This is a genomic window from Aliiruegeria sabulilitoris (assembly GCF_001558155.1).
Taxonomy (GTDB): Bacteria; Pseudomonadota; Alphaproteobacteria; order Rhodobacterales; family Rhodobacteraceae; genus Tropicimonas; species Tropicimonas sabulilitoris.
On the sequence record NZ_LOAS01000002.1, the window covers coordinates 85,396 to 108,036 of the forward strand.

At 61.4% G+C, this 22,641-nt stretch carries 18 protein-coding genes; 4 read left to right on the forward strand and 14 right to left on the reverse strand.

The window, feature by feature from the left end:
* Nucleotides 1-118 precede the first annotated feature (118 nt).
* The 9 genes from AX756_RS02700 to AX756_RS02735 all read right to left on the reverse strand — a co-directional run bounded on the left by AX756_RS02700 (nt 119) and on the right by AX756_RS02735 (nt 10,083).
* Nucleotides 119-1,024: an NAD-dependent epimerase/dehydratase family protein gene (locus tag AX756_RS02700; protein ID WP_068308399.1), complete on the reverse strand. Its 906-nt coding sequence runs from the start codon at nt 1,022-1,024 to the stop codon at nt 119-121.
* A 203-nt stretch (nt 1,025-1,227) separates the two neighbouring features.
* Entirely contained in the window at nt 1,228-1,665 is a 438-nt protein-coding gene (locus tag AX756_RS02705; protein ID WP_068308401.1) for a diheme cytochrome c, read from the reverse strand.
* 18 nt (nt 1,666-1,683) lie between these two features.
* Entirely contained in the window at nt 1,684-2,076 is a 393-nt protein-coding gene (locus AX756_RS02710) for a DUF1924 domain-containing protein (protein ID WP_231700967.1), read from the reverse strand.
* Nucleotides 2,073-3,203 carry a cytochrome b/b6 domain-containing protein gene (locus tag AX756_RS02715; protein ID WP_068308405.1) on the reverse strand — a complete coding sequence of 377 codons (1,131 nt, stop codon included), beginning with the start codon at nt 3,201-3,203 and terminating at the stop codon, nt 2,073-2,075. The genes AX756_RS02710 and AX756_RS02715 overlap by 4 nt, the downstream gene beginning before the upstream one ends.
* 90 nt (nt 3,204-3,293) lie before the next feature.
* Nucleotides 3,294-4,604, reverse strand: a complete 1,311-nt coding sequence (locus AX756_RS02720) for a sensor histidine kinase (protein WP_156461365.1) — start codon at nt 4,602-4,604, stop codon at nt 3,294-3,296.
* Between the two features lie 41 nt (nt 4,605-4,645).
* On the reverse strand, nt 4,646-5,317 hold the full coding sequence (locus tag AX756_RS02725; RefSeq protein WP_068308409.1) for a response regulator transcription factor: 672 nt from the start codon (nt 5,315-5,317) through the stop codon (nt 4,646-4,648).
* 5 nt (nt 5,318-5,322) lie between these two features.
* Entirely contained in the window at nt 5,323-5,610 is a 288-nt protein-coding gene (locus AX756_RS25475; RefSeq protein WP_163887271.1) for a PepSY domain-containing protein, read from the reverse strand.
* Between the two features lie 167 nt (nt 5,611-5,777).
* Nucleotides 5,778-8,912 carry an efflux RND transporter permease subunit gene (locus tag AX756_RS02730; protein WP_068308411.1) on the reverse strand — a complete coding sequence of 1,045 codons (3,135 nt, stop codon included), beginning with the start codon at nt 8,910-8,912 and terminating at the stop codon, nt 5,778-5,780.
* A 22-nt stretch (nt 8,913-8,934) separates the two neighbouring features.
* A complete protein-coding gene (locus AX756_RS02735) occupies nt 8,935-10,083 on the reverse strand; it encodes an efflux RND transporter periplasmic adaptor subunit (protein ID WP_068308413.1) in 1,149 nt (382 codons plus the stop codon).
* Nucleotides 10,084-10,220: 137 nt separating this feature from the next.
* Between AX756_RS02735 and AX756_RS02740 the strand changes: the two genes are divergently transcribed.
* Nucleotides 10,221-10,901 (forward strand): TetR/AcrR family transcriptional regulator, encoded by a 681-nt coding sequence (locus AX756_RS02740; protein WP_170307832.1) that lies wholly within the window; start codon nt 10,221-10,223, stop codon nt 10,899-10,901.
* A gap of 192 nt (nt 10,902-11,093) precedes the next feature.
* Here the strand turns inward: AX756_RS02740 and AX756_RS02745 are convergent, their stop codons facing one another.
* Nucleotides 11,094-11,993: a LysR family transcriptional regulator gene (locus tag AX756_RS02745; protein ID WP_068308417.1), complete on the reverse strand. Its 900-nt coding sequence runs from the start codon at nt 11,991-11,993 to the stop codon at nt 11,094-11,096.
* 111 nt (nt 11,994-12,104) lie between these two features.
* On the opposite strand from AX756_RS02745, the gene AX756_RS02750 reads away from it, so the two are divergent.
* A complete protein-coding gene (locus tag AX756_RS02750) occupies nt 12,105-12,812 on the forward strand; it encodes an NAD(P)H-dependent oxidoreductase (protein WP_068309032.1) in 708 nt (235 codons plus the stop codon).
* 84 nt (nt 12,813-12,896) lie between these two features.
* Nucleotides 12,897-13,685: an SDR family NAD(P)-dependent oxidoreductase gene (locus tag AX756_RS02755; protein WP_068308419.1), complete on the forward strand. Its 789-nt coding sequence runs from the start codon at nt 12,897-12,899 to the stop codon at nt 13,683-13,685.
* 191 nt (nt 13,686-13,876) lie between these two features.
* On the opposite strand, the gene AX756_RS02760 is transcribed toward AX756_RS02755, so the two are convergent.
* The 4 genes from AX756_RS02760 to AX756_RS02770 all read right to left on the reverse strand — a co-directional run bounded on the left by AX756_RS02760 (nt 13,877) and on the right by AX756_RS02770 (nt 20,028).
* Nucleotides 13,877-15,208 carry a hypothetical protein gene (locus tag AX756_RS02760; protein WP_163887273.1) on the reverse strand — a complete coding sequence of 444 codons (1,332 nt, stop codon included), beginning with the start codon at nt 15,206-15,208 and terminating at the stop codon, nt 13,877-13,879.
* Nucleotides 15,209-15,644: 436 nt separating this feature from the next.
* Nucleotides 15,645-16,286, reverse strand: a complete 642-nt coding sequence (locus tag AX756_RS25485; protein WP_156461368.1) for a hypothetical protein — start codon at nt 16,284-16,286, stop codon at nt 15,645-15,647.
* A gap of 424 nt (nt 16,287-16,710) precedes the next feature.
* A complete protein-coding gene (locus AX756_RS25490) occupies nt 16,711-17,031 on the reverse strand; it encodes an aldo-keto reductase family protein (RefSeq protein ID WP_156461369.1) in 321 nt (106 codons plus the stop codon).
* 543 nt (nt 17,032-17,574) lie between these two features.
* Nucleotides 17,575-20,028: a putative bifunctional diguanylate cyclase/phosphodiesterase gene (locus AX756_RS02770; protein WP_163887275.1), complete on the reverse strand. Its 2,454-nt coding sequence runs from the start codon at nt 20,026-20,028 to the stop codon at nt 17,575-17,577.
* A 662-nt stretch (nt 20,029-20,690) separates the two neighbouring features.
* Between AX756_RS02770 and AX756_RS02775 the strand changes: the two genes are divergently transcribed.
* Entirely contained in the window at nt 20,691-21,785 is a 1,095-nt protein-coding gene (locus AX756_RS02775; protein WP_068308427.1) for an extracellular solute-binding protein, read from the forward strand.
* Nucleotides 21,786-22,641 lie beyond the last annotated feature (856 nt).

Here is a 22,641-nt window from a genome sequence, read left to right on the forward strand (position 1 = left end):
CAGGCAGCGGAGGGATCGGAACAAGCATTCCGGCACGGTCTTTCGGCGCGCGCAGCTATCGGGCCGACCGGCGCAACAGCGCTCCCCGGTCATCATCACGGCGGTGGCCGCACCTTGATCAGGATAGTTCCAGTTCACCCTCGGCAACATAGTCGCGCCAGTTGTGCTTTTCCTCGAAACCGAGAACCGTCCGGATCTTCAGATTGGAAAAGAGCGCTTCGTCCTCATGCAGGTCCCGCTTTATCGGCACCTCCGGGTAAAAGCGCGCGATGATTTCGCTGTTTGGCATGTTCACCGAGTTGTTGTCGTTCCCGGCATTGAAGATCTGGAAGCCAAGCCCATCCGTCCTGAGGCAGAGATCGACGATCTGGCCCAGGTCACGCGCGTCGATATAGCAGAAGATGTTGCGTCGCCGGACGGCTGGATCGGCAAAGAATTCGGGGAAACGCTCGTATTCATGCGGCTCGATCACGTTGCCGATGCGCAGGCCGTATATGTCGACTCCGGAACGGCGCTGGAACGCGCGGGCGGTCTTCTCGTTGACCACCTTGGACAGCCCGTAGCAGTCCATCGGGTTGGTGTCGTGTCTTTCGTCGACCGGAAGGTACTCCGGCAGAACCTCGCCATCGGCGAAGCAGACGCCATAGGTCGTCTCGGAGGAAGCGAAGACGATCTTGCGGATGCCAAGCTTCACCGCTGCCTCGATCACGTTATAAGTGCCGATCGTGTTGACCCGGAACGTCTCGTGATCGGGGTTGATCAGGATGCGCGGGACGGCCGCGAAATGCACCACCGCATCGAATTCCGGCACGCCGGTGCCCGGCTCCAACTCGTCGAAACCGGCATAGCTCGTCATGACGTTGAACATCGCGCCACTGTCGGTGATGTCGGCAATCAGGTTGTCGACGCCCGGCACGTCCAGCGGTTTCAGATCGACATTGACGACCCGGTGGCCCTTTCCAAGAAGGTAGCGGCACACGTGGCGTCCGGCCTTGCCGGAGCCGCCTGTAAACAGAATACGCATATTTCCCCCGGTCTGATTCAAACGACGGCTCCCTGCCCCGTTCAAGGGCAACAGAAACACGCGCCAGCCCGGATTTGTCAAACCCGGTGGCCCCCCAACGATTGCACCTGCACCTCGGTCAATCCTGCTGGCACTTCATGATAGCCTGCCGCTCCTGACAGCAAGCTGACGGCCGCCGCCGCCAGCTCCCGTCCCGCACGGTTTCAGTCATCTTCGAAGACCCCCTTCTCGGCCTTCTTGTGGCAGGCAGTGCAATTGGCCCAGGATTTCGCCTTTTCGAACTGTCGCTTCGAAACCTCTTCCTCATGCTCATGCCGGAACCATGGCAAGTCCGAGATCCGCTGCGGCGCGGCTCCATCTCCGGAACGGTCCCGCCCGGCATTGGCCACCAGGTATTTCTCAATTTCGACCCGCATCTCCTCGTCCAGACCGGCGTTTTCGCCGAAGTGGTTATCCAGCGTGGCCATCATCACCTTCCAGGATTGCGGCGGCAGAAAGCCGGCCGGGTAGGCCATGTGGCACGCGCTGCATTCCTCCAGCGTGGCTGCGTGGGTGACGGGGGGCATGTATTCCATCTCGTCCGCAAACGCGGCGCCGGCAAACGCCATGGCTGCGGCGGCGAGGATCGGGGTCTTGATCATGATCGGGTTTCCTATGTTTCAGAGGCTGGCGAGCCAGGCGATGACATCGGCCTTTTCGGCGGAGGTGCAGTCCCGGCCGAGCACGGAGTTGCAGTTCCGACCGAACCATTTCTCGACGAATTTCAAGTCGGTAAGCCGTTCCGGATTTGCCGACGGTGCGAGTGGCTCGATCGGCTTTCCGGTCCGTGCCAGTCCCCCCGCTCTCGGGTCGGCGCCGTGGCAGGTCGTGCAGGAGGGCGTGTCGGGCTTGCCGCCGGTATGGCTGGCCGTAAAAAGCGCCTGCCCCCGCTCAGCGGACGCCGCGACGCCAGCTTCTGCCGCGTAGTTCGCAATCAAATCGGCAGGTGTCGTGGACTGCGCCGCCAGTGGAGGGGCCAACAGGCAGAGCGGCAGGATCAACAGGTATTTCACTTTGATGGCTCCTTGGGAATTTGAATGTGGAAGGGGCTGAACCATCCGGTCTCGGCATCGCTGTGGCAGGCCGAACAATTCGATTTCGAGTAGACAGGGGCGCGCAGGAAGATCTCTTCTCGAACGTCTTGGTGCAGATGGTTCCAGGCGCGGCTCTCGGTCATGGATACGGCCGAGGTCCCGAGGGTGCCTGCAAACATCCGCGCCGGGCGGGTTTGAGCGGTGGCGGCATCATGGGCCACGAGCCAGTCGGTGATACGAGCCGTCGTCTCGGCATCCAGGCTGGCATCCTCGCCATAATGGTCTTCGAGCCCAGCCATGAGCGCGCGCCACTCCGCCCCCGTCAGCAGGCTGGGGTGATAGGCAAGGTGACAGGCGGAACACTCATCGACAAAACTTGCATCCAGCTCGGCCACTGGCACGCCAATGGGTGTCTGGCGACCATTCGGCAGGAGCAGAATAGCGGTTGCGGCAAGCCCAAGGATCAGCATCAGCGCGAGGAGCGGACGCGCACGCTCCGGGTGGCCGGTGTGGTCTCCGGGGCGGCTCTCCTTGGTGCCTGTAAGCATGGAGAGGACCAGATTTTCTCGGCTGTAGCGGCTCTCAAGGATCGCGGCGGCGATATGGGCGAAGATCATCGCCAGAAGAAAAACGGCGAGCGCTTCATGGATTTCGAGCCCCGCCGCGCCAACCGGATATGGCAATGAGAGCAACGGACCAGTTCTCAAGGCACCGCCCAGCCCGGCAAGCCCGGTGACTCCGAGCGTCAGGACGATGCCAATCAGGCCCAGCATCATCACCCCGCCAGCCGGGTTGTGCCCAAGATACCGGCCAGACTCCTTGCCCGTCAGGTGAAAAAAAACCACGGCAGGCCGGCGCAGGAAGTCGGTGAACCGCGCATGGGTCGGCCCGAGGAAGCCCCAGATAACCCGTGCAACCACCAGCGCGACAACCGAAAGACCGGCGACGATGTGAAGTGCGATCCAGGAGGCGTCGAGCACAAACCCGGTCACGGCGGCGATGGCAATGCAGGTCACGAGCAACCAGTGAAACAGGCGAACCCAGATATCCCAGACACGAACCCGCTCCGGGCGGTCACATATCTCGGTGGTCGTTGCGTCGGTCATTCCATGTCTCCGGGGCCCGGTTTCGAGCGGCTGAAGACAGGATGACATGGAGGTGCTGACGACGGCCTGACCGTTGGTGTCAGCGGTTTGTCAGCTTCGGGATGGCGCTGCCGGCAGCGTCACTCGGACCGACAAGCCGGGAGTTCCGGGGTGAAGTTTCAGCCCGCCGCCAAGCGCCTCGGCAAGCTCCGACGCAATCGCCAGCCCGAACCCGCTCCCCGGGGAGCTCTCGTCGGCACGCACCCCGCGATGGGTCATCTCGGCCAGCCTGTCGGGCGGGATGCCGGGGCCATCATCTTCAACACTTATCTCGACGTTTTGCCCAACCCGGCTTGCATCGATACGTATACGGGAGGTCGCGTGGCGCGCAGCGTTCTCGGTCACCGCGCCAAGGATCTCGGTCAGATCCCCGGCATCCGCCCGCGCGGACAGCATCGGCTCGACATGGACTGACCACTCTTTCTCGTCACCGGGCGCACTGCGACGCAGCACGCGCAGGACGTCCTCCATAACCTGTGCAATGTCGCAGCAGGCGGTTTCGCGATGGAGCGAGGCCCGGGCACGCATCAATTCCCGGTCGACATGCCCTCGCATCGTCTCGACGGTTTCCTCGATCGCGTCCGCATGGCTCTCCTGCCCGCTCGCCCGCAACCGCCTCGCCTCGCCAAGAAGCGCCTGCAACGGCGTCTTGAGCCCGTGCGCCAGATCGGCGGCACGCATTCCGGCACGGGAAATCTCTTCCTCGCGTTCGGACAACAAGGCGTCTACCTCGCTTGCCAGAGGGATCACCTCGGTCGGAAAGTCTTCGCCAAGCCGGCGCGACTGCCCGGACCGGATTGCCCCGATCCGGGCCTCGACCCGCCCCAGCGGCCTGAGCCCGATGGTGACCTGCGCGGCCATGGCAAGGATCAGCACTGCGGCGAGGATCAGCAGGAAGGGCAACAGATCCGAGGCAAAATCTCTGTTCGCCGCCTTCAGATCGGCACGATCCACGGCGACGGCGGCCCGCATCGGCGTCTCGCGCAGCCGTGGCGGGAGGATCACGCTGCGCTCGACCGTCAAGAGCGATTGCCCGGCCGGTCCTTCGAGCGTGTGAACATGCTCTCCCCCATCGGGCAGATCATCGACCGGCAAGGGGATCTCATGGTCCCAAAGCGAGCGCGATCTGAGCAGGCGTCCTTCGACCGCTATCTGCCAGTAAAGCCCGCCGAGCGGTCGGTGGAAGCGCGGATCGGCGGGCCTGTTGGAGAGGAAGATCTCCCCCTCTGCGTCTCTTTCGACGCCCGAGAGCACCTGATCCAACTGGACCGAAAGCTCCGCAAGGGCGCGCCGTTCCACATGCGCGGCAAACAGCCAGGAAATGCCCGCGGCGGCTATAGCCAGTGCGAACAGAACCGACACCGCTCCCGCAACGAGGAGCCGGAGGCGGAGCGAATAGGATCTCACCTGCCCGGCCCCAGCGGCTCAAGGAAATAGCCGAAACCCCGACGGGTTCCGAGCACATTCGGCCCGAGCTTCCGGCGCAGGCGGGCTACGACGGCTTCAAGCGCATTGGCCTCCCGCGCATCCTCATCCCCATAAAGATGCTCAAGCAACTCGACGGGCGGGATGATCCTGTCCTTGTGCAACATCAGGTAGGACAGCAGCCGGTATTCAAGCGCGGTGACCGATAGCGGAACGCCGCGCAGCGACACGAACATCCGGTTGGTGTCGATGGCAAGCTCACCCGCCTCCTGCAGCGCCGAGCCGCGTCCGGCGGAGCGCCGCACAAGCGCCCGGGCGCGGGCAACCAGCTCTTCCATGCGGAACGGCTTGGGCAGGTAGTCGTCGGCGCCCGCGTCGATCCCTTCCACGCGTTCCGCCCATGCTCCGCGCGCCGTCAGCACAAGCACGGGCATCTCCCGGCCGTTTCCGCGCCAGCGCTTCAGAACCGTCAGCCCGTCGAGCCGCGGCAAGCCGAGATCGAGCACCACAAGGTCATACTCCTCGGTATCCCCCAGAAACCACGCGTTTTCGCCGTCGCCGCAGGATTCCACGCGAAACCCGGCGCTCTCCAGCGCGGCTTTCAGATCGGAAGCGATCCTTGCGTCGTCCTCGACGACCAGCACGCGCATAGGCTTCAGTCCCCCTCTTCCTCAAGGATATCGCCGGTTGCAGCATCCACCAGGATCTCGAAGATTCGCCCTTCCGGCGTAATCATCTCAAACTCGTACACATACTGCCCGTTTTCGCGTTCCAGTTCGACCTCGAGTGGCGTGGCGGAATAGCGCTCCGAAACATCCTGCATCACCGTCGCAAGAGGCAGGATTTCATGGCGGGATGCAGCCTCGCGCGCGAGGTCATGGTCGGACTCGGCTATGGCCGGCCCGGCAAAGAACAGGATCAGGAGAACGCAGAGGTGTTTCACGGGCGCCAGTATTGCGAATTCGACCTGACAGCGGCCTGACAGCCGCCGCCGACATTTCGCATAGCATCACTTCAGCCGCCCGCGGTCCAGAACGGTTTGATCCTGCGGGCTTCACTCGGAGAGTGATTTCCCGGGTGAACCAAAATCCGCCCCGACGGCGGGGAGGGTCATGATGCCGGTGCCGAGGCCCCCGCCTGTTCCTTCACCCGTGTCCGGTTGAAGATCCGTGCCACCACCACGAAGAAGAGCGGCACGAAGACCACGCCCAGAACCGTACCCGTGATCGTTCCGCCGAGCACGGCGGAGCCAACTGCCGTGCGGCCCCCGGCACCGGCCCCGGTGGACAGCACCAGTGGAACCACGCCAAGTGTGAAGGCCAGCGAGGTCATGATGATCGGGCGGAAACGCTGGCGCGCGGCCTCCTTCACGGCGGAATAGAGATCCTCGCCTGCCTCGAAACGTTCGCGCGCGAATTCCACGATCAGGATCGCGTTCTTGCCGGTCAGTCCGATCACCGTCAGCAGGCCCACCTGAAAGAAGACGCCGTTCTCGAAGCCGAACCAATAGGCCGCGCCCATCGTGCCGAGCACCCCGATGGGCATCGCCAGCATGACCGAGAACGGGATCGCCCAGCTTTCATAGAGTGCCGCGAGGCACAAGAAGATCGCCGCCAGCGAGAGCGCGTAGAGCATCGGTGCCGACCCGCCGGATTTCAGCTCTTCCAGCGACAGCCCCGTCCAGGCGGCGCTGTAGCCGGGGGGAAGTTCGGCCACGAGGCGCTCGATCTCGGCAATCGCCTCGCCAGTGGTTACGCCCGGCGCGGGTGAGCCCTGAATCTGCATCGCGGGAATGCCGTTATAGCGGTTGAGACCTTGCGGTCCGTATTCCCAACTCTCGCTGGTGAAGTTGGCAAAGGGGACCAGATCGCCATTGGCGTTACGGACCCGCCATTTCTGCAGGTCGGACGGCGTCGCGCGGCTTTCCGGTTCACCTTGAACATAGACCCGCTTGATCCGACCGTTATCGTTGAAATCGTTCACGTAGCTTCCGGCCCAGGCGATGTTGAGCGTGGTCCCGACATTGGCGGGTGTGACTCCCACGGCGCCGGCGGCGCGCCAGTCGATATCCAGCTTGAACTGCGCCGCGTCCTCCATGCCCGATGGCCGGATGGAACCGATGAGCGGGCTTTGACCCGCCATGCCGAGCAGCTGGTTACGCGCCGTCAGGATCTGCTCATGTGTCTGGCCGCTTTGTGCTTGCAGGAAGAAATCGAAGCCCGAGACGTTGCCCAATTCGGGCACGGACGGCGGCACGATAGGAAAGACCATCGCATCGCGGATCCCCATGAAGGCCGGGAAGGCCCGCCCAGCCACCGCCTGAACGGATTGCGCGGGCGATGGGCGCTCCTCCCAATCCTTCATCCGGATGAAGGCGAGCCCCATGTTCTGCCCCTGCCCTGCGAAGCTGAACCCTACAACACCGAAGCTGGACTCGACATTGTCGGCTTCGGCGGTTCTGAAGTGGGTCTCGACCTGTTTGACCACCTCTTGCGTGCGTTCGGCCGTGGCCCCGGTTGGCCCCTGTATGAGCGTCAACAGGATGCCCTGGTCCTCGTCGGGCAAAAAGCCTGTCGGGGTGTTCTGGAACAGAAACACCATGCCGTAGCCGAGCGCCGCATAGAGGATCAGCACCCGGAACGGCCGCCGGATCAGGTAGCCCACCGTGCCAGCATAACCGCCGGTCACCTTGTCGAACCCCTTGTTGAACCAGCCCAGCGGGCCGCGGCTTGCGTGATGCGCGTCCTTTGCCCTGAGCAACGTCGCGCAGAGCGCCGGCGTCAGCGTCAGCGCCACCAGCACCGACAGCCCCATGGCCGAGACGATGGTGATCGAGAATTGTCGATAGATCACCCCGGTGGAGCCGCCGAAGAAGGCCATCGGCACGAAAACCGCCGACAAAACCAGCGCGATGCCGATCAGCGCGCCGGTGATCTGCCCCATGGATTTCCGCGTCGCCTCGCGCGGGGAGAGCCCCTCCTCCTCCATGATCCGCTCGACATTCTCGACCACGACAATGGCGTCATCCACCAGCAGGCCAATGGCAAGCACCATCGCGAGCATGGTCAGGGTGTTGATCGTGAAACCGGCCACCGACAGGATCGCGAAGGTGCCGAGGATGACGACGGGCACCGCGAGCGTCGGGATCAGGGTTGCGCGGAAGTTCTGCAGGAAGAGCAGCATCACCACGAAGACGAGCCCGATCGCCTCGAAGAGCGTCTTTTGCACCTCGTTGATCGAAATCTCGATGAAGGGCGTTGTGTCATAGGGGATGACGTAGCTCACGCCTTCGGGGAAATACTGCGAGAACTCCTCGAGCCGTTCCTTCACCCGGTCGGCCGTATCGAGCGCATTGGCCCCGGAAGCGAGGTTGAGCGCCATGCCCGAAGCCGGCTGGCCGTTGAACCGGGCGATGGTGGAGTAGTTCTCTGCCCCGATTTCCACCCGCGCCACATCGTGCAACAGGACGAGGCCGCCATCCGTCTCCGAACGCAGAACGATGTTGCGGAAATCCTCCGGCGTCGCCAGCAAGGATTGCGCGGTGATCGTGGCATTTAGCTGTTGGCCGGCAGGTGCGGGAAGCGAGCCGAAGGAGCCCGCCGAGATTTGCGCGTTCTGGGCCGAGACCGCGCTTACCACGTCCGAAGGCGTCATCTCGAAGGCGGCGAGCTTGGACGGATCGAGCCAGATCCGCATGGCGTATTGCGCGCCAAAGACCTGCGCACCGCCCACGCCTTCGATACGAGAGAATTCGTCGACCATGTTGGTGTTCAGGTAGTCTGAGAGGTCAGCCTGATCGAGCCGTCCGTCTTCCGAGATCAGCGCGATGACCATCAGGAAGGAGGAGGACGCCTTCTGGACCCGCACCCCGAGCCGTTGAACCGTCTCCGGGAGTTGCGTCGTAGCCTGCGCGAGCTTGTTCTGCACCTGCACCTGGGCCACGTCCGGGTCCGTGCCCGTCTCGAAGGTCAGCGTGATGGTGGCCGTTCCGGCAGAAGTCGAGGAGGACGACATGTAGCTCATGCCATCGAGCCCGGTCATCTGCTGCTCGATGATCTGTGTCACCGTGTTGGCCACTGTTTCGGCCGAGGCACCGGGGTATTGCGCGCTGATCCGCACGGATGGCGGCGCGATTTGCGGATATTGGGCGATCGGGAGCGTAAAGACCGAAAGCAGTCCGACACCCATGATGAGGATCGAGATCACCCAGGCGAAGACGGGCCGATCAATGAAAAAGCGAGCCATGACGATCTCCGATTTAAGGGGGTCAGTTGCCAGACGCAGCGGTGCTTGAGGCATCGCGCTCTTCCGGCAAGACCGTCATGCCGGGGGAAACCTTCTGAAGGCCGGCCACGATGATGCGGTCGCCTGGCGCGAGCCCCTCCGTCACGACCCATTGGTTACCGAGGTCACGCTGAACCGTCAGTTGGCGGGACTCGACCTGGTTGTCGGCGTTGACGACCATGGCCACCGGTCGACCGCGCCGGTCACGGCTCACGCCCTCTTGTGGCGCTAGAATGACATTCTCGATCACGGCCTGCGGCAGTTCGACCTGCACATACATCCCGGGGAGCAGGAACAATTCGGGGTTGGGGAACTCCAGCCGCAGCACGATCACGCCGGTCTGCTCGTTCACATGCGGCTCCGCGGCTGCGAGGATTCCCTGATGCTCGTAGAGGCCACCATCGGCCAGGCGCAGCGAGACGCGCACGCTCGCATCCTCCGCCAGGCGCTGGCCCGCGCGCCGCCAGTGCAGGATCTCCGCGGCCGATTGCGTCACGTCCACATAGAGCGGATCGAGCTTGCGGATCACCGTCAGCGCGCTCGCCTGCCCGGCGGTCACCAGTGCGCCTTGGGTGGTCTGGCTCAGGCCCACCGTGCCGGAGATCGGCGCGGAGATCGTCGTCCGGTCGAGGTCAATCGTCGCGGCCAGAACCTGTGCCTCGGCGACCTTCACCGCCGCCGCGGCCACATCCAGCGCCGCAATCGCGTCATCGAGCACTTGTTGACTGGTCACGTTCCGCTGGCGCAGCTCTTCCTGCCGTGTCTTCTCGCGGTCGGCGGCCCGAAACTGCGCCTCGGCCTGCGCCAGGCTCGCCTCGGCCGCCGCCATCGCGGCCTCATAGCTGGCCGGATCAATGCGGTAGAGCGCGGCGCCACGCTCGACGGGTTTGCCTTCTTCGAAGAGCCGCTCGGTCACGATCCCGCTCACCTGCGGACGCACTTCCGCAACGCCCGAGGCCGTGACACGGCCGGGAAGCGTCGATGTCAACGTAACGTCGCTTGCCTCAAGGGTCACAACCGTGACCGGCATCGGCGGGCGTTCGCCGCCCTGCTGCGCATGTGCAGATGGCACGGCCAAGCCAAGGCCAAGCGCCACGATCAGGATCGAAAAGGTAAATCGATTGAGCAGCATAACGGGCTCCGGATGAATCACCCGCCGGCGCGGCGGATCTCTTGATTGCGGCAATTAAGGAAACTATAGAGTTTTGTAAAGGTGGATCATGGTGCCGGTGCCAGCCCTTTGCAGGTGCCATGATGGGAGGAGACAGGATGTCCGACAGATCGGTAGACCCTGCACGGGAGGAGGAGGAGAGCGTACGAAAGCGCGGTCGTCCGGTGCAGATGTGCCAAGCAGAACGGGAGGCGCTCGTGCTCGATTGCGCCATCGCGCTGTTGTCCGAAAAAGGGCCAGAAGACGTGACCATGGCCGATATCGCCCAGCGGGCCGGCATGTCCAAACGAACGCTCTATGCGCTTTACCATAGCCGCGAAGAGCTTCTCGGTGCCGGGCTCGCCAGAATGAGCGCTGCCCTGTTCCGCCCGCTCCACCCCGATGAGCGCGACGCGTCGCTTGAGGAACGCTTGCGCATTCTCCTGACGCTGAACCCGGGGCCGGAGCCGCCTGAGGTCGTCATCGAGATGTTGCGCACCGTGATTGCCGAGGCCCGCAGTTACCCCGAAATGGGCCGCAGTCTGAGCCGGAAAGGTCCGGGCCAGGTGGCCAGCCTGCTCTGCGAGGAACTGGTGCGCGCGGCAGATGCGGGGGAGATCGAGCTTGCGCCCGACGAGATCCCGCCCGCCGCCGAGCTGCTGGTCGACATGGTCCTGGGCAACGCCATTCCCTGCCTGCTCGACCCCGACCGCATCCTTCGCCGTCCCGAAGAAAGGGCCGCCCGACGCGACAGGGCAATCGACATATTTCTCAACGGTGTACGCCCGCGCAGCAGGTGACTTGCCCGGCAGCATTCCATCCAATCGGTATCGGTGTTTTCGTCTGGCGGGGTCTCGATTGCTGGCACTCGACATGCGCGCTCAACCCCGCGAAACGCTACGCGGGAATGGACCGGAGAAGCGGGGCTGCACACGGGTATCGCGGTGGCGTCCCCAAAGGCATCGCCGCGCCTGTTTCTGCGGATCGCGCTCTTACCAATCCGACCGGTTTCCCAAGCGCTCGATCAGGAAATCCATGAATATCCGGGTCTTCGGGGTCAGGACGTTCGAGCGCGGATAGACGAGCCACAGGACCGAACGGTCGTTCAGACGCCACTCGGGGAGGACATGAACAAGCCGGCCCGCTTCGATGTCATGCGCAACGCTCCACAGCGAGTTTATCGACAGGCCGGAGCCCGCAACAGTCGCCTCGCGTTGGGCATCGCCATCGTCCACGATCGTCCGGCAGATCATGTCCTTCGGATCCAGTATGGCCGTTTCTCCCACCGAACTGATCAGCTCGCGCGGCTCAAGGTTGCTCCAGGAAATCAACCGATGGCCTTTCAGGCCCGAGGCCGCATCCGGAGTGCCATGGGCCGCGAGATAGCCGGGCGACGCGCAGAGGATGCGCGTGTCATCCGAGAGCTTCCGGCCCTTGAGACTGCTGTCCGCGAGCGGTGCGCTCCTGAGTGCTAGGTCGAAGCTGCCTTCGATCGCGTCAAAACGCGTATCCGAGAGGCGGAGATCCAACGTAAGGTCGGGGTAGAGCGCATGGAAATCCGGCAGGATAGACATGATGTGCAGTTGCGCGAAACTGCTCGGCGCGGCGAAACGCAGCCGTCCCTTCGGGCCCGCCCCTGCCCCACCCAGCGCCGCGCGCGCCGCATCTGCCTGCGCAAGGATTTCGCGGGCATAGGGCAGGAAATCCGATCCCTCCAGCGACAGGGAAACCTTGCGGGTCGTGCGTCGCAGGAGCTCGACGCCGAGTTCTTGCTCCAGCTTGGCGAGGCGCGCGCTGGCCACGGCCGGCGCGAGACCCAACTCACGACCGGCGGCGCTGATATTCAATCTCTCGGCCGCCCTGACGAAAAGGCGAAGGTTGTCTGTGTCCACGCGGCATTATCCTGAAAATCCGAATACAGAACTCCTATTTCGGTCCATTTTATATTTTTTTGCAAGTAGTATTTTTGCCGGGAGATAGAAACACGCCCGATGGAGCGGCACATGAACGCGATCACGAAAATCACCACGGAAATCCAGGCGCAGATCATCGACGCCTTCAACTTCCGCCACGCCACCAAGGTCTTCGATCCCGAGCAGAAGATCAGTGACACCGAATTCGAGACGATCCTTGAGGCCGCGCGCCTGTCGCCCACGTCCTTCGGGCATGAACCCTTCAGGATCCTGATGATTCAGGCGCAGGACAAGCGGGAACTGTTCCGGGACTTCTCCTGGGGCGCCAACGGCATGATGAGTGGCACCACCGGCCAGCTTGGCACCGCCAGCCATTTCGGCATCATCCTTGCCAGCACCGCCGAGACCATGACCGCCGGGTCCGCTTACCTGCAGTCCCATTACCGCGACGTGAAACAGCTCCCCGAGGAGGTCATCGGCCTGTTCAATGGTGCCTATGGCAAATTCCAGACCACGGATCACAAGATCACCACGGACCGCGAGATAACCGACTGGGCAGGCAAGCAGGCCTATATCGTGCTGGCCAACATGATGACGGCGGGCGCATTGATGGGGATCGATTCCTGCCCGATCGAAGGCTTCGACATGGCGCAGACGACCGCGACCCTCGATCAGCATTTCGGCATCGACACCGCGAGTTGGAAACCCGCCGTTATGTTCGCCTTCGGCTATCGCGCAAAGGATCCCGAGTTTCCGAAGACACGCCGGTCCATGTCGGACACCGTCAGCTGGTTCTGAGGTCAATTGCGTGGGTGATTTCCAGTCGAAATAGACGGCGCGTGGCAAGGGCCTGCCCGAATTTGCAAATTGAAGGAGTTGCCCATGGCAAAGACCATTCTCATCACCGGCGCGACCGACGGCATCGGCCTGCTGACCGCGAAGATACTCGGCGCCGAGGGCCATACCCTTCTGCTCCATGGTCGCAACGCGGAAAAACTGGAAGCCGCCGCACAGGCGGCAGGCGTTGCGACCGAAACCTTCCGCGCCGACCTGTCACGGCTGGACGAGGTCGACGCGCTGGCCGATGCGATCCTGGCCCGGCATGAACGGCTTGACGTGCTGATCAACAACGCTGGCGTCTACAAGACCCCGCAGACGCGCACCTCCGAAGGGCTCGACGTCCGTTTCGTGGTGAACACGATCGCGCCGTTTGTGCTGACCCGCCGTCTGCTGCCGATCATCCCGGCCGACGGTCGCGTGGTGAACCTCTCTTCGGCGGCACAGGCGCCGGTCGAAATCCGCGCCCTGCGTGGAGAAAGCGAGCTGGACCATATGGGCGCCTATGCCCAAAGCAAGCTGGCGATCACGATCTGGACGCAGGCACTGGCGAAGGATTACCCCGATGGCCCCGCCTTCATCGCCGTCAATCCGGGCTCCCTGCTGGCGTCGAAGATGGTCAAGGAAGGCTTCGGCATCGCGGGCAATGACCTGCGGATCGGGGCGGATATCCTGCGCCGCGCCGCATTGGCTGAAGAGTTCGCTGGCGCAACCGGCCGGTACTATGACAACGACGCCGGAGGCTTCGGCCAGCCCGATCCCGCAGCGAAAAACGCGCGCCATATTGCCGACGTGATGGCTGCGATTGGAGAACTCGCACAAAGGACCGCCTGACGACGGTCCGTCCAGATGACTGCTAAATTTAAGAAGTCCAAAGCGCAAACCCCACCAGAGGGTCCGGTGTCGAGACGGCCAAGAAAAGGCGCCGGCCAATCGGAATTGGCCGGCGCCGAAGCTAGGTGTTACGACTCCGCGTCGTGATGGAAGCCGTGCACGCTATCCTGGTAGGAAATCGGCGAGAGATCTTACGCCGGGTCTTCCGGGACCGCGTACTCGTGGATGAAATTGATCACAAGCCGAGCATCTTCGGCTGCGGTCATGTAGGCTTCCAGCGTACCCTCGAAATCTTCGAGAGTGGTTTCGTCATCACCTACTGTCATTGGCACGCTGTTGAACACGGCCTCGTAGATGTTGACGGTCTCGACGACCCAGTCGCCGCCGCTCTGAACCAGAACCTCGGTAGTGACATCCCCGAACAGACTCTCCCGGTCATAGGAGAACGTGGAGTAGTCCAGATCAGAATAGGTCACGTTTCCGATTTTCTCGGTCTCGATTCCGAGGAAGGCGTTGATATAGGCGATTTCATCGGTCGTGAATTCACCCGACTTGTCGGTCGCCGCAGCAAGGAAGGAAGCCGATGCCTGCATATCTTCGATGCTCCAGACGCCGTCGACCATGAAGTCGAAAGCATCCCCGGGCAGGTCACCAACATCCGGGATCGTACCCGTGCTCGTCAGAGCCACGTAGATTGCAAGGTTCTCCAGCGGAGAGTCGATGGTCTTCCACACTCCGTCAACTTCCAACTCCAGCCGCCCCGCGGGGTCCGTCCGGATGTCGGTCGCCACGTTGAGCAGCGTGATCACCTCGTCGGCGCGGCGCGTCAGCACGTGGGTCGGGGCCCGACCGACATTCAGCCGACCGAGTTCGACCTCGACCGTCAGGCTCTCGTCGAGAGGATGGCCTTCATCATCAAGCGCAATCAGGTTCCCGTCAGCATCCAGCGGTTGAACCCAACCCTCGTCTGTCAGGATCGGAACACCATTGTCGTCGCGCAGGATAACGAACAGGTCGCCAAAGAGATCTCCCTTGGTGGACCCTGAAGTTGCGGGTTTGCCGCCGCCGGCTCCGTCTTTACCACCCGGCACGCCAGCCCATTCCGGACGATCGGAATCGGTGTCATCGTCGGCCGTCGTAACGGACGAGCCCTTCGGAGCGCTGGATTTCGCGCCCTTGGAAGGCACAGCCACGACGTTCGAGTTCGCCTTGCCCTTGCGGGCGCCGCTATTCGAGGATGCCCCCGGCGGGCTGTCGTAGGATTTGGAAACCGAGCTTTCGGTCCCGCCACCATCAGAGCCGTGGCCCCGATCGGACGATCCGCCGCCACCGCCACCGCCGCCGCCGCCGCCAGACGACCCACCGCCGCCGCCGCCGCCACCACCGCCTTGTCCGCCGGCCGCCACAGCGAAGGAATAGTCAAGTTCAACGAAGTCGACCGGAGCAATTGCGAGGATAAGGGTAGCTGTGCTGCTGAGCAGCAACGTCTTAATAGTCCTGCGTCTCAAAGCTGTGAACTTCATGACATCCTCCATCTTCTATTGCGTTTCCATCGAACCGCTAAGGAATCCAGAAAACGCGCCCCCAAAATGGCTCACGGCAGGAAAGGTCTCGAAATCCGTCGATCCGATTTCTCCTCCGCACGGAATGCTCGCTCGGGCCGGACCGGTCAGACGTGATCGCAGGCAAGGCCGGCTTTTTACACGTGTGATCGATGTAACGGTCCGATGAGGTCGTGTGGAAAGTCTGGAGCAGGTGTGTTCCGTCATCCGAGACCATCGGCCGTGTGCTGTTGAAGGACGCCCGACGCGCGCCGGGCGCCCACGTCTTGCAGGAATGGGCTTCCAGTTCGTCTGCAACCAGACGCAGCCCATCCCGGCACGACCCGAGAGTCGCGCCCTTTATACGTGGCCCTGGGAATGGTGAACCTTCTCAGGAGTCATTCCCGGGGGCCTAGAATTAGTGGGAATCGCTCCCGTCAGAATGGCCATCATCGCTCCCGTGGCCGCTTCCATCGTCAGAATGTCCCTTACCTTTCTCCTTTCCATACTGGTTGCAATTGCCGTTACCGTTGCCGTTGCCGCTACCGTTACCTTTTCCTTGGCCGTTGCCCTTGCCTTGTCCCTTTTCGTGGCCATCGCCATGATCGCTACCGTGATCATCACCGTGATCGTCACCGTGATTGTCAGACCCCTCGGTGGCTGCTTCCGGCGTATCGTCAGGCGCTTCGTAGCCGGCAACCCGACCGTCATCTTCGCGCGCCGCCTCCCGGCGCTGGTCGAGTTCCATTCGGGCCCAACCGGTTTGGGCCAAGATGGCCGCAGGCGGAGGCCCAAGGACATTGGCAAGACCCGAGCAGGCCGATTGGAATTGCTCGTGCAGCCCGGCGAAATCCGAACGCCTTTGGACGTAGCTCACGAATCCACGCGTGAGCGAAGTGCAGCCGCACAGATCCTCGGCCATCCCTTGATCGATTGCTGCCTTGGCATAGGCCTGCGAGCAGATCTCAGGTGCCGCCTGAGAAGCGCCTCCAACAGGAATCACCAATGCAGCCAAGAGAAGTGCAACTGACGTGCAGCAAGAATGACTTGAAATGGTCATGTTAGCCCCCTTCGTTTTCTGTTCTCTCCGCGTCCCTGGCAAGCGAGAGAACACGCAGGAGCGCCTATATGCGCATCCTGCAAACGCCTTTTGTGAGGTATCAGCCTTGTGCTGTGAGAAGCCCTTTAAGCGGCATCTAATAGGAACCCTGAAAACAAAAACGCCGCCAAACACAAGCTAGCACAGAAAAAAGCACATCCTTAAAAGACATATTTAACATATCATATTTATACAGATTTCATTATGTGACCATTTATCGCAGTTGTATCTGTTTGAAATTTCATATTTTATTAATTCTTTTAACAATTCAGAAATCACCCTTCTGTTCCCGACGCCGCCTGCCATAAAATTCCGACAGAATCGCTTACAAAGCGATGCCCCTCGACGCCTGATTTTGCCCACCACAAAGGGTCGATCCACATCATCAAAACGGCATTCGTTCTGGTGCATCTTGCGCGCGCCGGGCGATCTTGGGCCGCTTCAGGCCCATGTCGACGGCGAGTTCCGGTTCGCAGGCCCACAGCGAGCACGCACTCCGGTACGCGGCGACCGAACGGACGCCATGTGGGCGACAGTTCGTTTCAGCGGCGGGGTTTGACGGGCCGGAATGCCGGCCCTTGCCCTTAGCGATCAGGTATCGAACCGTTGCGTCAACGCCCCAGATCGCCATGTGCGGGTTGACCCGGTGTCGATGGCACGGGTCAATTACCTCTATGTCGAACCGTATCAGGCTGGCCTCGGTCAACGCGCGGCTCTGCTCGGGCGGTTGTTCAGATCGGGACCGCGGACGCCGGTTGTCTGGCCTATGCTCCAGCCGAACCTTGCGGCGATGGTGACCTAGTCACGCACCGGACCGAGGGCCTCGCTTACAAGGTCTCGCTGGTCCAGGGTCAGAAGCTTCGACGGTATCGACATGGATCACTCCGAACTCATGGGTGCCCCGGAGCCCACGGACCGGTGCGGCCTTGTTGGGAGTCGCTTCTTGCATCGGCGCGAAGTTCATCCTGCATAGCCGATTTCGGTTACGTTGAGCGGGCATGGTTCGCGGATTCTCATTCGAATTTGCCTGTTCTTTGGAGGAGAGGCTGCTGTTGCATCGGAAAGGCATGACCGAGGAAATCCGTACGGCAGGAGATCGCCCGCGTCGCCTGGTTCTCGGCATGAGGCAAAGCCTCCTGCCCCGGTTTTCCCGATGGATTGAAGTGTTTTTTGGGCTGTTCGAGCCCCTTGCATTCCGCGCTTGTCCCCTGTTCCGCGCTATACTCACCCAATCGGAACAAGCGACATCTCAGGCGGATTTGCGATCCGGAAGATAGGCATACTCAAAGAACTGTTTTTCGCTCAGGGGGCGGGCAAAGTGGTATCCCTGCAGGAACGAACAGCCTATGTCGCGCAGCAATATGGCTTGCTCGGCGTTTTCAACGCCTTCGGCGATTGTTTCAATGCCCAGCGTTTCGGCGATCTCCACAATTGCACCGACCAGGCTGAGGGCCTGAGAGCCAGGTGCAACCGGATCGACAAGGCGCTTGTCGATCTTCAACGCGGAGGGGTCAATTTCCGTCAGGCCGATGATGGAGGCATGGCCGGAGCCGAAGTCATCGATCTCGATCTCGATGCCCGCTTCACGAACCATATCCAGATGCATGCGGAACTGATCGCTCTCTTCCTCGACCAGGATCGATTCCAGGAGTTCGAACGTCACTTGCGTGTCGGTTGACCGCATCTTCCGGGCCAACGCGACGATTCCGGGATCATGCATACGCCCTGAAGAAACGTTGAAGCTGATCTTCGGGATGGTCAGACCCTGAGCCCGCCAGCGCGCAAGGGCATCGTGGCTCTTCTCCATCATGATTCGATCGATATCCGACACCAGGCGCAGTTGTTCCGCCATTTGCAGGAAATCTCCCGGAAGCAAAAGGCCGCGAGCAGGGTGGAGCCAGCGCAGCAACACTTCGGCGCCAACGAGACGGCCATCTGCAGCGGACACCTGTGGCTGGAAAAAGGGAACGAACTGGTCGGCTTCGATCGCTTCGTGAATTTCGATCGCAAGGCGCCGGTCCTCGATCAAGGATTGATGCAACGCCGGTGTAAAGGATTTCAGGCAATTTCGCCCTCCCTCTTTCGCACGGTAGAGGGCGGCATCCGCGAACATCTGGATGTCGGTTCCGGTCTCGGCCAGATCCTCGACATGGGCAATTCCGAAGCTCGCGCCGATACGACACTGGCGCCCGTCATAGATCAACGGTTCCGCCAGTTTTTCCTGAATCCGCGCGACGAGCGCGCTTGCGTCGTCTTCGGTCTGGCCCTGCGCCAAAAGGATCGAGTACTCGTCTCCACCGATGCGCGCCGCGAAATCGCTGGCCCGGATACTGTCCCGCAACACCTCGGCAACGCGGACCAGCACCTTGTCCCCGGCCTCGTGGCCCAGGGTGTCATTGACCTGTTTGAAATGGTCGAGGTCCAGCCGGATCAGGGTACAGTCCTGGCGGACGTCGTTCCGGGCCTTTTCCAAACGCTCCGCGACGACACGATCATAGTATCTTCGGTTCGGCAGGCCGGTCAGCCCGTCATGCAAGGCCTGCTTCTCGTTGTCCGCCCGCATCTGTTCTGCAAGACGGTGCGCGTTCCTGAGCGCTTCTTCCCGGATGGCATCGGGTGTCACATCAAGAACAGCGCCCGTCCAGACGATACTCCCGTTCGCCTCCTGGCGCGGAATAGCCGCCCCGCTCAACCAAAGAAGCCCGCTCTTGGGACGAATGACCCGAAAACGCATGCGCCAGTGCTTCAAGTCGTCCGCACTCCTGCCGATACTCTTGACGAGTTCCGGCCGGTCCTCGGAAGCAACCACGGGAAGAAGGTTCGAAGGATTCTCCAGGATTTCGGCCATGTCGATACCGGCGAATTCGGCGAAGCGGCCGCTGACATAAGGAAATTCAAACAAACCATCGTCTGTTTTTCGGAGTTCATAGAGACCGACAGGGGCGATCTCGGTTACGAGTGTCAGCCGCTCATGCGAACGCTTCAGGTCCTCGGCGGCCTCGGCCGCACGGACCTCGCTCTCCACCCAATCGGTTATGTCCATCACACTGCCGTACCAGATGCGTGATCCATCAGGCTGAAGGAACGGCAACGAGGACACCATTACCCATCGCAAGCCCTTGTCGGGATGCAAAACGCGAACCTTTTCTTCGAAAGACGTCAAGTTGGCCGAGCATTCGGCAAGCCGCGCCAAGAATGCGTTCTGATCCTCGGGCAGTAAATTGGCGCAAAGCGCTTTGCCGTCCGCGCTGACCTCCTCGGGTGTCGTGCCGAACAGACCGGGAAGTTTTGCACTGAAGTAGTCGAAGGTGAAGCTTCCGTCGGGCCGCTCTCGCCGTTCGAACAACGCCCCGGGCATGTTGTCGGCCATGGTATCGAAGCGCAGACGGGCGTGTTCCGCATCGTGCCGCGCCGCCTCGAGCCGATCCTGCGCCTCCAGAACAGAGCTCTCCATCGGCCGGAGCACAAAACGAATTGAGACGATTACCGCGACAAGCGAAATCATCAGGGCGGCGACATTCATGGTTCTCAATCGGTGTTCCGCCAGGATCCGATCTTCCCTTTCAAGCTCCTTGACCCGCAACAGAACAATCAGAAGGCGGTTGGATAGCTGGGCACCCGCAGTTGTCAGTCGGTTTGTCTGCCGCCGGGGCGTGTCGGTCTCCAAGAGCTTCTTCGAAACGGTCAGAAGGTCTTCGAGCATGCCAACAAGGTCCAGCGACGGGTTGGCGAAGAGCTCGACCGCGCCAGGCGAAAACCCCTGCGCCTGCCCAATTCGCTTTAATCCTTCATGGGCTTCATCCAGCGCGCGTGCCTGGCGCCTCGCCTCACTGAGCAATGTGCCACGCCTTTGCGGACCGTCTTCATCTCGCAATGCCTGAAACGTCCGAGACGCCTCGGAAAGCGCAATCATAGCGGAATCAAGAACTTGAGAAGTAACAGCCTTACGAACGACGTAATTGTTTCCGATCTGGAACGACACCAGGGACACACAGGCGGCCGCAAAGAAGAGAGCGAGCACCAACACTCCGCGAGTTCGCAGGTATCCTCTGGTAACGCGGTAAAATTCCATGCTTCGGCCTCGGTTCGGACCCTCGGTCTTTCAAGACTACCCGGCCGCAAATTGTCGATCGGTTAAATTCCGCAACCGTTTGCCCAAAGTGGTTAATGATGGATTGATCAATCAGAACACCAAAACGAGACGCGAATGTTCACGCGAGTTTAACGACCGATAGATGAAAATGGATCGGGTCCTGGTGGCACTGCCCGGTTTCTTTGAACCGGTGGCAACCGTGTATCGGAACACAGGATCGACTGAACACGGCCGTTCATCGGACGGCACCGGCACAATATCGGGTTATTCATATGGAACTTCGCGACTTCAAGAAATCCGGCCTGACACTCTTCGTCGGGGCAGCCCTTGCCCTGACCCTTTCCGCTCCGGGACACACCGACGAACTCGGGTTTCTCAATTGGACGGACTACATGCCGGAGGATACGGTTTCCGAATTCGAAAGCGAGCAGGGCGTCAGCGTTGTACAGTATACTTACAGTGAATTGGACGATGCCGAGGCCCTGCTTCAAGCGGGAAACACGGGTTATGGTGTGGCCGTCGTATCCATGGAAGTCGTGGAGCGCCTCAGGGCCAGAGACCTCCTTGCAGCGTTCGACGGCAGCCTCTTGCCGAACGCAACCGGGGTCGACGTCACGCTCATGGAGCGCTTCTACCAGCAATATCCTTCAACGCGTGGTTTCATCCAGCCTTTTCTCTGGGGATATACCGGCCTCGCCTTTGATCGCTCAAAGATCACCGCCCGAATTCCTGACGCGCCGTTGGACAGTTGGGCGCTGCTCTTCGATCCCGAGAACGCTGCACGCCTAGCCGATTGCGGGGTCTATATCATCAACTCGCCCGAAGAGGTCATCGCAATAGCGCTGACCTATCTTGGGCGGGATCCAAAGTCCGCTGACCCCCGGGATATGGACGACGCGCTCGAGGCGATTTCGGCCATCGCGCCCTATGTTCAAGACATAGAATCAGAGCATTACGACGTTTTTCTGGCGGGTGAAGCTTGCCTTGCCCTGACCTGGAACACCGAGGCACTCGGTATTATCATGGAGACTGAAAGCACGGATCTTGCCTTTCTTGCCCCTAAGGAAGGGACCAACATATGGCTAGATTCCCTGATCATTCCCTCGGACGCCCCCGATCCGCAGCTTGCCCATGAATTCGTCAACTATATCCTGAGTCCGAAGACAGCGGCGATGCTGGAAGACTGGAACTCCACACCCAGTGCCGTGCCTGCCGCAAGGGCATTTATGGATGACTCTGCAGAACGAAATCCCATGATCCTGTTGTCTGACGAAGAGACCGAAAGTTGGTTCGTTCCCCGAGCCCTCGCCTTGGACGAGAAGGTTACACTCAACCGCAGATGGTGGCGCATTTTCCTCGGAATCTAAGCGACACAGGTCTCCGCCTGTGTCTGAATCCACTGTGGGTTCGTCAGTTCAGAGCAGTGACAACACAAGTCACGAGCCGTAAGCGACAAGGTCCATAGGCGGGAAGCGCGCGCGCCGCGATCGGCATGCCCTCGGGTGTCAGCCGCTGGGCTTCTGCACGGCGTCCGCGAGCTGTGCCTTTTCCGCGGCCGAAAGTTGCGGCCGGTCGAGTGTGATGGCCCGCCTTTTTCAGCCTGTCTGTCAGAGAAAAGGGCCGATTGCGGTCAGCTTCACTGACTCTGCGCGATCAGTCGGAGCCGATATAGAGGCCTCCATCCCAATGCGGGATCATACCGGATGTCTTGTCCAGCTTCCGCGTCTGTACACCCTTGCCATCGACCCGCAGGTTTCTGGTGCCGCCTCGGACGAGAGGCCCAATGTCTTCCGGTTCTCGAAGATCGTCTGTGCAACGCCCCGCAGACAAGTTCAAAAACGTTCATCGCCTCGAGCTTCTCAAACCATTTCTTCGTCGGATTCTGCTAGTCGGGATAGGCACGACGCATATTTCCCGTCGATAGGCTTTGACGGCTCGGATTGATGCATCCGCATGCTCCGGTCGATGGCGTCCTCTGCCAACCCGGTGGCGAGGTTCCAATGCTGGTTGCCGTTGAACGGATAGATCGGCGTTGTGTCGCGGAACAGGTTCAGCTGCCATGGACTGCCCCCACCGAAGCGTCCGTGTGAACTTCCACAGCCCTTTCAACCCTGTCCGAGATCAAAGGGGCCGGGATCACTAAGCCTTTAGGTTGACTGACCGGGACATCGCCAGTCCGATGAACGACGCTCAACGTGTATTCGCAGTGTGCCTAAGGGTTTC

Bases quoted from the DNA above. Each gene is read 5' to 3' on its own strand.
- AX756_RS02700 (WP_068308399.1), bottom strand. From the start codon at position 1,024: ATGCGTATTCTGTTTACAGGCGGCTCCGGCAAGGCCGGACGCCACGTG.
- AX756_RS02705 (WP_068308401.1), bottom strand. From the start codon at position 1,665: ATGATCAAGACCCCGATCCTCGCCGCCGCAGCCATGGCGTTTGCCGGC.
- AX756_RS02715 (WP_068308405.1), bottom strand. From the start codon at position 3,203: ATGACCGACGCAACGACCACCGAGATATGTGACCGCCCGGAGCGGGTT.
- AX756_RS02725 (WP_068308409.1), bottom strand. From the start codon at position 5,317: ATGCGCGTGCTGGTCGTCGAGGACGACGCAAGGATCGCTTCCGATCTG.
- AX756_RS02730 (WP_068308411.1), bottom strand. From the start codon at position 8,912: ATGGCTCGCTTTTTCATTGATCGGCCCGTCTTCGCCTGGGTGATCTCG.
- AX756_RS02735 (WP_068308413.1), bottom strand. From the start codon at position 10,083: ATGCTGCTCAATCGATTTACCTTTTCGATCCTGATCGTGGCGCTTGGC.
- AX756_RS02740 (WP_170307832.1), top strand. From the start codon at position 10,221: ATGTCCGACAGATCGGTAGACCCTGCACGGGAGGAGGAGGAGAGCGTA.
- AX756_RS02750 (WP_068309032.1), top strand. From the start codon at position 12,105: ATGAACGCGATCACGAAAATCACCACGGAAATCCAGGCGCAGATCATC.
- AX756_RS02755 (WP_068308419.1), top strand. From the start codon at position 12,897: ATGGCAAAGACCATTCTCATCACCGGCGCGACCGACGGCATCGGCCTG.
- AX756_RS02760 (WP_163887273.1), bottom strand. From the start codon at position 15,208: ATGAAGTTCACAGCTTTGAGACGCAGGACTATTAAGACGTTGCTGCTC.
- AX756_RS25485 (WP_156461368.1), bottom strand. From the start codon at position 16,286: ATGACCATTTCAAGTCATTCTTGCTGCACGTCAGTTGCACTTCTCTTG.
- AX756_RS02770 (WP_163887275.1), bottom strand. From the start codon at position 20,028: ATGCTCGAAGACCTTCTGACCGTTTCGAAGAAGCTCTTGGAGACCGAC.
- AX756_RS02775 (WP_068308427.1), top strand. From the start codon at position 20,691: ATGGAACTTCGCGACTTCAAGAAATCCGGCCTGACACTCTTCGTCGGG.